General features: G+C 61.7%; 13 protein-coding genes. 6 read left to right on the top strand and 7 right to left on the bottom strand.

The features are described from left to right. Positions 1-105: 105 nt before the first annotated feature. The 3 genes from EOC93_RS10395 to EOC93_RS10385 all read left to right on the top strand — a co-directional run bounded on the left by EOC93_RS10395 (position 106) and on the right by EOC93_RS10385 (position 2476). Positions 106-354 carry a DUF1127 domain-containing protein gene (locus tag EOC93_RS10395; protein ID WP_127204558.1) on the top strand — a complete coding sequence of 83 codons (249 nt, stop codon included), beginning with the start codon at positions 106-108 and terminating at the stop codon, positions 352-354. Between the two features lie 141 nt (positions 355-495). Continuing rightward, complete coding sequence (locus EOC93_RS10390) at positions 496-987, top strand: isochorismatase family cysteine hydrolase (RefSeq protein ID WP_206532229.1); 492 nt, start codon at positions 496-498, stop codon at positions 985-987. A gap of 220 nt (positions 988-1207) precedes the next feature. Then, a complete protein-coding gene (locus EOC93_RS10385; RefSeq protein ID WP_095488633.1) occupies positions 1208-2476 on the top strand; it encodes an acyl-CoA dehydrogenase family protein in 1269 nt (422 codons plus the stop codon). 238 nt (positions 2477-2714) lie between these two features. Here EOC93_RS10385 and EOC93_RS10380 read toward each other — a convergent pair whose 3' ends face one another. The 4 genes from EOC93_RS10380 to EOC93_RS10365 all read right to left on the bottom strand — a co-directional run bounded on the left by EOC93_RS10380 (position 2715) and on the right by EOC93_RS10365 (position 5472). Next, positions 2715-3278, bottom strand: a complete 564-nt coding sequence (locus tag EOC93_RS10380) for a DUF2076 family protein (protein ID WP_095488632.1) — start codon at positions 3276-3278, stop codon at positions 2715-2717. Between the two features lie 125 nt (positions 3279-3403). Further along, positions 3404-4120 carry a Bax inhibitor-1/YccA family protein gene (locus tag EOC93_RS10375; RefSeq protein ID WP_095488631.1) on the bottom strand — a complete coding sequence of 239 codons (717 nt, stop codon included), beginning with the start codon at positions 4118-4120 and terminating at the stop codon, positions 3404-3406. A gap of 21 nt (positions 4121-4141) precedes the next feature. Further along, the gene (locus tag EOC93_RS10370) at positions 4142-4915 is read right to left on the bottom strand and encodes an anti-sigma factor (RefSeq protein ID WP_127204580.1); all 774 of its coding nucleotides are present in this window, start codon (positions 4913-4915) and stop codon (positions 4142-4144) included. A gap of 8 nt (positions 4916-4923) precedes the next feature. Further along, a complete protein-coding gene (locus EOC93_RS10365) occupies positions 4924-5472 on the bottom strand; it encodes a sigma-70 family RNA polymerase sigma factor (RefSeq protein ID WP_127204579.1) in 549 nt (182 codons plus the stop codon). A gap of 322 nt (positions 5473-5794) precedes the next feature. Here EOC93_RS10365 and opgC point away from each other — a divergent pair, with 322 nt between their 5' ends. The 3 genes from opgC (at position 5795) to mazG (ending at position 9235) form a co-directional block, all read left to right on the top strand. Continuing rightward, a complete protein-coding gene (gene opgC / locus EOC93_RS10360; protein WP_127204557.1) occupies positions 5795-6961 on the top strand; it encodes an OpgC domain-containing protein in 1167 nt (388 codons plus the stop codon). 180 nt (positions 6962-7141) lie between these two features. Beyond that, positions 7142-8326: an amino acid aminotransferase gene (locus EOC93_RS10355; RefSeq protein WP_127204556.1), complete on the top strand. Its 1185-nt coding sequence runs from the start codon at positions 7142-7144 to the stop codon at positions 8324-8326. 84 nt (positions 8327-8410) lie between these two features. Next, on the top strand, positions 8411-9235 hold the full coding sequence (gene mazG / locus EOC93_RS10350) for a nucleoside triphosphate pyrophosphohydrolase (protein WP_127204555.1): 825 nt from the start codon (positions 8411-8413) through the stop codon (positions 9233-9235). A 6-nt stretch (positions 9236-9241) separates the two neighbouring features. On the opposite strand, the gene hflX is transcribed toward mazG, so the two are convergent. From hflX to EOC93_RS10335, 3 genes are all read right to left on the bottom strand, one after another. Next, complete coding sequence (hflX, locus tag EOC93_RS10345) at positions 9242-10633, bottom strand: GTPase HflX (RefSeq protein WP_127204554.1); 1392 nt, start codon at positions 10631-10633, stop codon at positions 9242-9244. Then, positions 10634-10879 carry an RNA chaperone Hfq gene (hfq, locus tag EOC93_RS10340; RefSeq protein ID WP_006202172.1) on the bottom strand — a complete coding sequence of 82 codons (246 nt, stop codon included), beginning with the start codon at positions 10877-10879 and terminating at the stop codon, positions 10634-10636. Positions 10880-11024: 145 nt separating this feature from the next. Further along, a partial coding sequence (locus tag EOC93_RS10335; RefSeq protein WP_206532228.1) for an aminotransferase class IV occupies positions 11025-11384 on the bottom strand: 360 nt, incomplete at its 5' end.

The raw sequence follows: 11384 nt of genomic DNA, 5'->3' as shown, positions 1-11384 counted from the left end.
TGAGAACTATTTGGGAGAGCTTAATTACGGCGCTGTTTGTATCCTGCAGAATTCAACCTCTTTCAGGTCGAGGGTCCCGGACCCTCAAACCATATGGAGGTTGCCATGAACGATACCCTTGCATCGGCGCCGCATCAGGCAGCGCGGCCGGAAACGCCCGTGAGGCCGGCGGAAGTGTCGCGTCGGCACCTGACGACCCTGCGAAGCATTATCGCGACCTGGCGCGAGCGGACACGCTTTCGCTGGGAACTTAAGCAAATGTCGAAGGACAATCCCCACTTGATCGACGATATCGGTCTGACGAGACAGCAGGTCGAGGAAGAGATCGCCAAGCTGCCCTTCTGGCAACGATAAGGCGAATGCTGCAAAGACACCGGATCGCCAGTTTCCGCGTGCCGCAGTGGTTCGCCGGCGCGTCTCTAAATCGCTTTGACAGCTCGCTAGGAGATACGGCCTCGTCACAAATCTGCATTCAGCGCTTCATATAGCTCGACGATGACCAAACGCTGCCTCCTTATCATCGACCTGCAGAATGAGTATCTCGACCTGTGGGAAGCAGATAAAGCCGATCGACTGGTTCAGAATACCAACCGGCTGGTGGCCGCTTTCAGGAGTTTACAGCTCCCGGTGATCTGGGTGCGGCAGGAGTTCCGTTCGGATCTCAGCGACGCATTTCTTGAGATGCGCGACAAACGCATCGCCGTTACAATTCAGGGCACGAGAGGTGCCCTGCTTCACGCTGAGCTCGATTGGCAGCCAAGCGATGCGACGATAGTCAAGAAGCGCTACAGCGCGTTCTTCAAGACGGGACTTGACGAGCTACTGGCTGAATTTGGCGCCGGTGAACTGGTTTTATGCGGCGTCAATACACACGCCTGTATCCGTGTGGCTGCGGTGGACGCCTACGAGATTTCCGAGTGGTCTTGGCCGAGGAATGCATCGGCTCCTACGACGCAGAGCACGCGCGCGTCTCCCTGGATTACATGAACGGCAAGATCGCCAAAATAGCGACTGTTTCAGAGATCGTTGAAGCTCTCAGTGCGACCTAGTGAACGTCTGAAAGGCACCGCAACTTGCCACCAGACGGTCATGTCTCGAGTCACGGAGGTAGCTTCCCTGTTTCGGATGTAACCGAATTCCCCTCCCCGTGAAATTGTCCGGTAGTCCGCTGCTCCGATCATCGCGCTCCGGAAGTCAGGAGGATCGGATGGACAGTTACTTCGCTACCGAGCGCCACGATCAGATTCGGGATCGGGCACGGGCCTTTGCGGAGGCCGAGATCCGGCCCCGTATACCTGCCATGGAAGCCTCGCGGTCTGTAGACCATGATCTATCTTGGCTGATCGCCCGCCAGGGCTGGATCGGCATCACCATTGGCAAAGAATTTGGCGGCTTGGGTCTCGGGCATCTGGCCAAGACCATCGTCATCGAGGAAATCTCGCGCGTCAGCGGCGCCATGGGAGCGATGGTGCAGGCCTCGCAGCTAGGCGTCGCGAAAATTCTCCATTTCGGCAACGAAGCCCAGAAGCGGAAATGGCTTCCGGCCATAGCCAAGGGGGAATGTCTGCCGACCATTGCCGTAACCGAACACGAGTCCGGCAGCCACGTGCTCGGCATGGCATCGAACGCCGAGCGCGACGGGGACGCCTATATCCTCAACGGCCACAAGACGTATGTCGGCAATAGCCATGTCGGCGATCTGCATGGGGTGATCGTCCGAACCGGAGGCGGCTCGAAGGGTCTGTCCGCGTTCCTCGTAGAGGCGGATCGCCCCGGCTTCTCACGCGCTGCACTGAAGCCAGCGATGGGCCTGCACGGCTTCGGTTTTGGGGAACTTGTCTTCGACAACTGCCGGGTCCCCGCTGAAAACCTGCTCGGCAAGGAGGGCGACGGCCTGGCTGTGGCCTATTCTTCCAGCATCCTCTACGGAAGGCCCAACCTGACCGCCGTCGCGCTCGGAATCCACCATGCGCTTGTCGAGGAGACCGTGGCATTTGCCGCGCAGCAGCACCGTTACGGCAGCCCTCTTTGCGAACTTCCCACCATCAAGCAGAAACTCGGCCAGATGCAGTCGCGGCTGATGACCGCCCGGCTCGCCGCCTATCACGCCGTGCATATGCTGGACCGTGCCCTGCCTTGTGACGCTGAACTGATAAATGCCAAGCTGATCAACGTGGAGCACGCCTTGGATTCGGCCCGCAACGCCATGGAAGTGCATGCCGCTTGTGGATTGTTCGCCGACCGGCCCATCGAAAGGTTGTTGCGGGATGCGCACCACATCTTCGCGCCGGCGGGCACTTCTGACGTGCAGCTCCTCAGGTTGGCAGAGTTCGCCCTGGGCACATCGAAGACACAGTGGTCACAGCGGCTTGCTTCGTCGGCTGGATCGCAGGCCCACCATGAATGCCCAGTGTCCTACCAGCACTCTCCACCTTCGCGCGATGCAGCCACGAGCGATAGGCTCGTATCAGCCTAACCTTTTCTCGATTGCCATGCCTTCTACCCTCCCCGGCGCTCCCAACTGAGGTCGATGCGCGATCAGGTGATTGTCCCGCGTGAAAGAACCCCGGACTCGTGCGATCGACCAAGCCGAGCAGCGTCATATTTTCCCACAGAGCCGTCCATGAGACCGCCAGCAGGCGGCTGCCAACGGCCGACGAGCCATTGGCATATATCGTGTGGTCCGAGGCCGGACCCACCCGCACCGCGCATGGTCAGAATTCAATATCGCCGAAATCACCACCGCCATCGGAGCCGGCATCGTCTGCTTGGTCGGCTTGCTCTGGCTGTGGTGCCGGCGGTTCGGCTGCCTGCGCTTCGCCGCTTTCGCCAAACATGCCTGCGATCGCGTTGCCGAGAAGCACGCCGCCCGCCACACCCATCGCAGTCTGCGCGGCTCCGGCGAGGAAACCGCCGCCTGCCCCCTGCCGATCATTGCCAGAAAGCGGCTGCTCCGGTGCAGCGGCAGCGGTGCGCCCGACCCGCGGCACCGAACCCGAGCGCCTGGCGCCGCTGCCTCCGAAGAGGCCGCCAAGCAATCCGCCGCCGGCAGATTGCTGTGCCTGTTGTTCCAGTTCCTCGATGCGCGACTGTGCCGCGTTCAGGGCCTGCTCTTGCACGACGATTGTTTGCGCCATGTAGTATGGCGCGCCAGGCTGTCGGGCAATCTGATCGTTGATGAAGCGTTCCGCTTCGGCATCGCGCGGCGGCGTCTGTCGCTCGACATTCGCAAGTTTCTCAAAAAGATTGCCAATCGCCTGCTGGTCGTTCCTGTTCATGGGAAGCAACTCCGGTCATTTGCGCGCGCCGCGTCCAGGACATTCTCGCGGCGCGCTCTACGTCCCTATTTATGCATGTCGCTGCTTCAAAACCGCTGCCGCGACATGCATTTGATTTGACGCAGCTATTCGCGCTCGCCGGTGAAGTTCAGCAGCAACTGGAAGATGTTGATGAAGTTCAGATAGAGCGAGAATGCACCGAAGACGGCTAGCTTCTGCTGCGATTCCGCACCAAAATTCTCCGCAAACTGCTCCTTGATCGTCTGCGTATCCCAGGCGGTGAGACCGATGAAGACGGCGATGCCGATCACCGAAATGGCGAACTGGAGCGCAGTCGAGCCGAGAAAGATGTTGACGATGCTGGCAATCACCACGCCGATCAGGCCCATGATCAGGAAGGACGAGAACTGGGTCAGGTCGCGTTTGGTCGTGTAGCCGTAAAGGCTGGTGGCGCCGAACATGGTGGCGGCGATGAAGAAGGTGCGCGCGATGCTCGTGCCGGTGAAGACCAGGAACACGGAGGCCAGAGACAGGCCCATCACCGCACAGAATGCCCAAAACATCGCTTGGGCGCCGGCCGCCGACATCGTCTGCATCTTGAACGAGAACAGCAGCACGAAGGCGAGCGGCGCCAACATCACCACCCACTTCAGCGGAGTGGAAAATATCGGGACGTAAAGGGCTGGCGTAGACGCCACTATGAAGGCGATCACGCCCGTAACGACGAGGCCGACTCCCATGTAGTTGTAGACGCGCAGCATGTGCTTGCGCAGGCCTTCGTCGAAGACGGCCCCGGTTTGGGCTCCGACGCCCGTGCGGTATCCTAGATTGGGGGTATTCATGCGAGTTCTCCTTGGTGAGGGTCAGTAAAGCGTTTTGGCGAGCGTCTCGGCGGTGCGATCGAGATCGCGGATACCGCTTCGGGCGACGACCGCGTAGGCGACTTCGCCGATCTGGAAATAGGCCGAGGAAATTTCGCCAGAGGGGGCGGCGGTCGGCTTGACCACGTCGAACGTTCCGGGCCTGATCGCGAAGAGCGAGACCAGTCCCAGGTCCCTTGTTTCGACAGCCATCTCGACGCTCGGGCCGAACCGCGACGGATAAATCTGGACGTCACGAACCTTCCAGTCCTTTGGCAGCGACGGCATGACGATCGCCGTGGCGGCGCGGATTTCGTCAGCATCGTAGTCCGGCGCTTCGGGTTGGGATGACATGGCCTCGCGCATGATTGTCGTCCCGTGTGCCCGGATCGCCTCCTCCAGATAGGCGGGCGGCTGTGTCGAGGCGACGACTTTCGTCACCGATATCGGCCCGACGATGCCGTTCGCCAGCCAGCCCGCGGCCACCAGGACTGCGACTGCCGCAGCCCGGCGCAACGTGCCTAACACGCGACCCCGGGCCAGTCCGCGCTCCAGCCGCCGCGCTGCATCGGCCGTTGCCGGCCGCGCCATGCCCCTGGATCCGGCAAGCGCCACGCGCAGTTCGTCGCGCGTCCTGAGGTCGGACATCACGCGAGCGGCTGCCTCCGGACGGGCCGAAAGAAACGCCTCGACCTCGATGCGGCGGGCAACGTCCAGCTGGTCGTCGACATAGGCGTCGAGATCGGCATCGGTCACCGGGTCGCGCAGTTCGTTCATCGCAGACATCACGGGCCTCCCACGATCCTGAGGTGGCTTTTCACACGCGCCGGCAATTTGTCCTCCATCTCACGGAGCGCCGCCCGCGCCCGGCCGATGCGCGACATCAGCGTTCCCAACGGCACGCCGCTGGCCTCGGCCGCCTGGCTGTAGGTAAGTCCCTCGATGGCGACGAGATGCAGCGCCGAGCGCTGCTCTTCCGGCAATTTGAAAAAAGCTTCGCGCACCTGGGCCAGGCGGACGGAATGTTCCTGGGGAGCCTGCATACTGGCGTCGGCAAGATACCCGGCCTGCTCGACGCGCGCCGCTTCAGACTTGCGGGACCGCAAGCCGTCAATGAAAGCGTTGTGGACGATCGACAGCAGCCATGCGCGCAGGTTTCCGCCGGATCGGAAGGTGCCGCGCCGCTCATAGGCCCGCACCAGAGCGTCATGCACCAGGTCCTCTGCTTCGGCGCTGTCGCGCGTTAGCGAACGCGCGTAGCGCCGCAGGGAACCAAGCTGTCCTATGATATCGAAGCGTGACATCGGCCCTCTCATGTCCTGTTTACGGAGCATGGCAGGTTTTAATCCCACTCTTTGAATTTTTTGCGATCCGGGAAGGTCAGACATCACCGGTGCAACGCCTCACCATCACGCATGCGGCTTCTTTGTCCGCGACCGAGCGGCCCTCCCCTCAGCCGCCACAATTCGCCGTGCGGCTTAGCGGCGCCTGGGATTTCGATGTTTACACGTGAATTAATTTGTGACGCGGAAAATCGCGAAGGTGTCATCTTTTTCGGGGCACTTGCGAGTTATAGGCAGGAAACATTCACCGCCGAATCTTCCCTTCGCCGACGGTCCTTTGGGCCCGCTTTGTTCAACGAATTATCGACCCGATATGACAAGCCCCGACACGACAGGCAATGCGCCAACCCAGCGGGATACCCGCATCGATGTCTTCCGCGCGCTAGCGCTACTGACGATCTTCGTCAACCATGTGCCCGGGACGGTCTTCGAGTATTTCACGCACAAGAATTTCGGCTTTTCCGATTCGGCCGAAGCCTTCGTGCTGATTTCTGGTATCGCTGTCGGGCTCGCCTACGGACTGAAGTTCCAGCCGGGAAACCGGTTGCTCATCACCCTGAAGGCCTGGCGGCGCGCGGGTGTCCTCTATGTCACCCACGTCATGACCACCGTGGCGACGCTGGCGATCTTCTCGGCAGCTGCGCTGCATTTCTCGCGGCCCGATCTTTTGAAGCTAATCAACATCCAGATGATCATCGACGACACGCCGGAAGCGCTGCTCGGCATCGCCGCGCTCGGGCATCAGATCGGCTACAACAACATTCTTTCCATGTATGCCGTGGTGCTTCTGATGATGCCGCTTTTCCTGTGGATCGGCACGTTCAGCCTGCGGCTGATGCTTGCTGCGTCCGCTGTCCTCTGGCTCATCGCCGGCATTTTCCAGATCGCGCCTTCGAATTTTCCCGGCGACGGCTTCTGGTTCCTGAACCCGCTCTCCTGGCAATTTCTGTTTGTCATCGGGATCGCCGGCATGCTGCATCTCAAGCGCGGCGGCGAAATCCGCTTCAACTGGATGATGACGAGCGCGGCCGTCGGGTATCTGGTCGGCGCGCTGATTTGGGTGCGGCTGCCGCTGTGGGGCATCGAGACGGCCTCCGGCCTCCCTACCGTGCTGACCGGTTTCGATAAGACATTCCTGTCGCTGTCGCGGCTCATGCACATTCTGGCGATCGCCTATCTGATCGTGACGCTCCCGGCGCTTTCCAACCTGGCGAGGACCAGGCCCGGACACCCGCTCGCGGTTCTCGGCAAGCATTCGCTGCCGGTCTTCATCGCCGGAACGATCCTCGCCATGATTGCGCAGGTCATGAAGGTCGTCAGCCCGGGCGGGCTGCTCTACGACACGATCCTGATCACGACAGGCATCGCGCTGCAGTTCGGCTTCGCCTACTACCTCGAATGGTTGCCGCGGATCGGTTGGGGTGCCAAGAAGCAGCAACCTGCCGCCGCCTTGCCGTCTGCTGCCCTCAAGCCAGCGTGATAGAACGGCGCGACGCGCCGTGCCATCAAGGCCTTTCGCCGGGTGCGAGCCTCTCCTCGAGGCACGCTATGGATTTCTATGTCCAGTCCCGGTTGGCGGTTTTCAACTTGGCGCAAATGAAAACCGCTGGCGCAGCACGGCCGATTTGCGTATCACTCCGCCGCCAACGGAACCGCGCCGATGTTTGAAGATCTTCAGCCTGCCCCAGCCGACAAGATCCTTGCTTTGATTGGCCTCTATCGCGCCGATCCCCGCCCCGACAAGGTCGACCTCGGCGTCGGCGTCTACAAGGATCGCGATGGCAAGACGCCGGTGATGCGCGCCGTGCGCGAAGCCGAGAAGCGATTGCTGCAGAGCCAGGATACCAAGACCTATCTCGGCCTTGCCGGCGATACCGGCTTCAACACGGCGATGGCGAGGCTGGTCTTTGGCCCTGCGGCCGAGCTTACACGCATCCGTGCGGCGCAGGCGCCCGGCGGCTCAGGCGCGCTGCGGCTGGTGGCTGAGCTGCTCAAGAGGACGCGATCGGACGCGACAATCTGGCTGTCGGACCCGACATGGCCGAACCACATGCCGGTGATGCGCGCCGCCGGCTTGCAGATACGTGAATATCCCTATTTCGACGCTGCCTCAGGTGCTGTTCGCTTCGCCGACATGATGAGCGCGCTGGCGACCGCCAAGAGCGGCGACGTAGTGCTGCTGCATGGTTGCTGCCACAATCCGACAGGCGCCAATCTGGACATCGCGCAGTGGGCTGAAATAGCCGACCTTGTCGTCGAGCGCGGCCTGCTGCCGTTTGTCGACATTGCTTATCAGGGCTTTGGCGAAGGCCTGGACGCAGACGCCGCCGGCTTGCGCCTGCTGGCTGAAAAAGTTTCGGAGATGGTCGTTGCCTCGAGCTGCTCGAAAAACTTTGCCGTGTATCGCGACCGTGTCGGCGCGGCGATGATCCTGGCTAAAGACGGCGCGCAGGCGGATGTGGCAATGAGCCAGATGCTGTCGGCGGCGCGCGCCATGTACTCGATGCCGCCGGACCATGGCGCGGCCGCGGTGCGCACTGTGCTTGAAGACGCCACGCTGCGCGCCGACTGGGAAGCGGAGCTAGAGGAGATGCGCCTGCGCATGCTGCGGCTTCGGGTGCAGTTCGCCGAAGCGCTGCGGCGGCAGTCCAATTCCGATCGCTTCGATTTCGTCGCCAGCCATCGCGGCATGTTTTCCCGGCTTGGCCTGTCCGAAGCGCAGGTCGAGCGGCTGCGCGCCGAGCACGGCGTCTATATGGTCGGTGACAGCCGCATCAATGTCGCCGGCCTGCCGGAAGACGGTATGGACGCGCTCGCCAAGGCGATCGTCTCCGTGCTCGACTGAGGCGTTGAGCAGCGCTGTGGACAATCGCCCCTCGCCGTCCGACGCCGTTGGCTACACGGTCGGACGCAGGCTAGCATCCGGCCGATGAAACCCTCCAAGGACATTTCCCGGCTGATTGAGATCATGGCGGCGCTGCGGGCCCCGGAAACCGGCTGTCCGTGGGACATCGAGCAGGATTTCTCGACCATCGCGCCTTACACGATCGAGGAAGCCTACGAGGTGGCGGACGCCATCGCGCGCGGCGACCTGGACGATCTGCGCGACGAGCTCGGCGACCTTCTGCTGCAGGTCGTCTACCACGCGCAGATTGCCGAGGAGGCTGGTGAATTCGCTTTTGGCGACGTGGTCCAGGCCATCACCACGAAAATGATCCGCCGCCACCCGCATGTCTTCGGCGATGAGAAGGCGCGCAGCGCCGGCATGGCCAAGGGTATGTGGGAAAAGATCAAGGCCGAGGAGAAGGCTGAGAAACGCAGCGCCCGCCTCGCCCGCGGGCACGATCCGGAGGATCACGGCAAGGGTTTTCTGGACAGCGTGCCGGTCGCCCTGCCCGCTTTGACCCGGGCGCTCAAGCTGCAGGAGAAAGCTGCCCGCGTCGGCTTCGACTGGAGCGAGGCCACGCCGATCCTCGACAAGATAGAGGAAGAGATCGGCGAGTTGCGCGAGGCCCTTGCCAAGGGCGATACGGCTTCGATCAAGGACGAGTTCGGCGACATGCTGTTTGCCGTCGTCAATCTCGGGCGTCATCTCAAGGTCGATTCCGAAGCGGCGCTCAGCGGCACCAACGAGAAATTCCGGTCGCGGTTCCACTACGTCGAGCAAGCGCTGGAAGCGTCCGGAAACACGCTGGAAAAGGCCTCGCTCGACGAGATGGAGGCGTTTTGGCAGCAAGCCAAGAGCGCGAAGTAACAGCGACTATCCGTTGTTTTTACGGTGCAATCGGCTTTCTATCTCTTCATGCGCGCTTTGCGTCGCCTTGAGCGCGACGGTCACGCCGCCATCTTCATTGTCGGTGCGCGAGACGACGTCGCCATTGCGGTAGAGCCAGTCGACGAGCCCGAGCTGCTCAGGCTTGAGCGTGATGGTCAGCGTTTCCAGTTCGCCTGAAACTCTTGTCTCAATGATCGCCTTCAGCACATCGATGCCCTCGCCGGTGGCGGCCGATATGGCAATCGGCGGCGTCTTGTCGCCATCGGCGCCATCGGCAAGAAGCCGAGCCCGGTTGCCTTCGTCGAGCAGGTCGATCTTGTTCCACACTTCGATGACGCGCTTGCTGTCGCCGGCATCGACGCCGAGATCGGCAAGGATCCGCTCGACATCCTCGGCCTGGGCGGCCGTGTCGGGGTCCGAAATATCGCGCAGATGGATGACGAGATCGGCCTCGACCACCTCTTCCAGCGTGGCCCGGAAGGCCGCGATCAGATGCGTCGGCAGGTCCGAAATGAAACCGACCGTGTCCGAAAGGATGACCGGCGTGCCGTGCGGCAGCCGCACCCGACGCAGTGTCGGGTCGAGCGTGGCAAACAACATGTCCTCGGCCAGCACCCCTGCTCCGGTCAGTTTGTTGAACAGCGTCGACTTGCCGGCATTGGTGTAGCCGACGATCGCCACCACCGGGAAAGGCACCTTCTTGCGCTTGGCGCGGTGCAGGTCACGGGTGCGCCGCACTGTTTCCAGCTCGAGCTTCAGCTTCTTGATCTTGTCCTGCAGGGCGCGGCGATCCGATTCGATCTGCGTTTCGCCAGGGCCGCCGAGAAAGCCAGCGCCGCCGCGCTGGCGCTCGAGGTGAGTCCAGCTTCGCACGAGTCGGCCCTTCTGATAGTTGAGGTGCGCAAGATCAACCTGCAGCGTGCCTTCCTTGGTCCGCGCGCGCTCGCCGAAAATCTCCAGGATCAGCCCGGTGCGATCCAGCACTTTGGCGTTCAACTCTTTTTCCAGATTGCGCTGCTGCACCGGCGTCAGCGGATGGTCGACAATGACCAGTTCGGCATGGCCCTGTTTGACGATCTCGGCGAACTCCGCGACCTTGCCGCTGCCGAGCAAGGTCGCCGGGCGCGGATCGTTGACGGTCACCACCGCGGTATGGATCGGGTCGAGGTCAATGGCTTGGGCAAGGCCAACCGCCTCGTTGTGGCGGGCCTCGGCGGAACGCGTCAAGCGCGGACGATTCGTGTCTTCGTCGCTGCGCGGCTGGCGGGTAAGCACAGGCACGATGACCACAGCCCGGGTCGGGCCTTCGGCTTCCGTCCCCGGCTGATATGCTGATTTTTCGCGAACGCTGCGGTCCGCGTCTTTCTTACGTGCCAATCAGGCGCCCTGGCTTTCCTCACCATCGAACATCTGAACCGGCTGGCTCGGCATGATCGTGGAAATGGCGTGCTTGTAGACGAGCTGGGAATGGCCGTCTCGACGCAGCAGAACACAGAAATTGTCGAACGAAGTGACCACACCGGTCAGCTTCACGCCGTTGATGAGAAAGATGGTGAGTGGGTTTTTGCTTTTGCGAACTGAATTCAGGAACAGGTCCTGAAGATTTTGCGATCGTTCCGCCATTGTTCTTGTCTTTCGCCGATCCCCTTCGGTTTGCAAGCCAATGCGCCAAATTACCCGGCACGTGTCAAGCACGCAAACACCATCTTGCCGTCAATAACGACAAGCAGAACGAGATATATTGATGTTCATTCCACCTGTGCGGTTATCAGGCTGGACTTTTTTCCGCAACGTCAAAAAAGGCTTGCCGCAAGGAAAGTGTTATCGAGCCCGGATGGCCGTTGGCGACGGGAGCACCGTCGATCGCCACGATCGGCATGGCGATCGTGGTCGCGGAGCTGATGAAAACCTCACGCGCGGCTTTGGCTTCGGCGACCGAAAAGCCCCGCTCCTCGATCTTCAGGCCGAGCTTGGCGGCCACCTCGAACAGCGTGGTGCGGGTGATGCCGCGCAGGATGCCGTGCTCGGCCGGACGCGTCACCAGCACGCCATCCCTGGTGATGATCCAGGCATTCGACGATCCACCTTCCTTGACGCTGCCGTCGGCATCGACGAACCAGGCCTCCTG

The organism is Mesorhizobium sp. M6A.T.Ce.TU.002.03.1.1 (assembly GCF_003997275.1).
Classification (GTDB): Bacteria; Pseudomonadota; Alphaproteobacteria; order Rhizobiales; family Rhizobiaceae; genus Mesorhizobium; species Mesorhizobium mediterraneum.
This window is presented reverse-complemented; position numbering and strand designations above follow the sequence as displayed.

Excerpts from the sequence above, each read along its gene's own strand:
- EOC93_RS10395 (WP_127204558.1), top strand. The coding sequence starts at position 106 with ATGAACGATACCCTTGCATCGGCGCCGCATCAGGCAGCGCGGCCGGAA.
- EOC93_RS10390 (WP_206532229.1), top strand. The coding sequence starts at position 496 with ATGACCAAACGCTGCCTCCTTATCATCGACCTGCAGAATGAGTATCTC.
- EOC93_RS10385 (WP_095488633.1), top strand. The coding sequence starts at position 1,208 with ATGGACAGTTACTTCGCTACCGAGCGCCACGATCAGATTCGGGATCGG.
- EOC93_RS10380 (WP_095488632.1), bottom strand. The coding sequence starts at position 3,278 with ATGAACAGGAACGACCAGCAGGCGATTGGCAATCTTTTTGAGAAACTT.
- EOC93_RS10375 (WP_095488631.1), bottom strand. The coding sequence starts at position 4,120 with ATGAATACCCCCAATCTAGGATACCGCACGGGCGTCGGAGCCCAAACC.
- EOC93_RS10370 (WP_127204580.1), bottom strand. The coding sequence starts at position 4,915 with ATGAACGAACTGCGCGACCCGGTGACCGATGCCGATCTCGACGCCTAT.
- EOC93_RS10365 (WP_127204579.1), bottom strand. The coding sequence starts at position 5,472 with ATGCTCCGTAAACAGGACATGAGAGGGCCGATGTCACGCTTCGATATC.
- opgC (WP_127204557.1), top strand. The coding sequence starts at position 5,795 with ATGACAAGCCCCGACACGACAGGCAATGCGCCAACCCAGCGGGATACC.
- EOC93_RS10355 (WP_127204556.1), top strand. The coding sequence starts at position 7,142 with ATGTTTGAAGATCTTCAGCCTGCCCCAGCCGACAAGATCCTTGCTTTG.
- mazG (WP_127204555.1), top strand. The coding sequence starts at position 8,411 with ATGAAACCCTCCAAGGACATTTCCCGGCTGATTGAGATCATGGCGGCG.
- hfq (WP_006202172.1), bottom strand. The coding sequence starts at position 10,879 with ATGGCGGAACGATCGCAAAATCTTCAGGACCTGTTCCTGAATTCAGTT.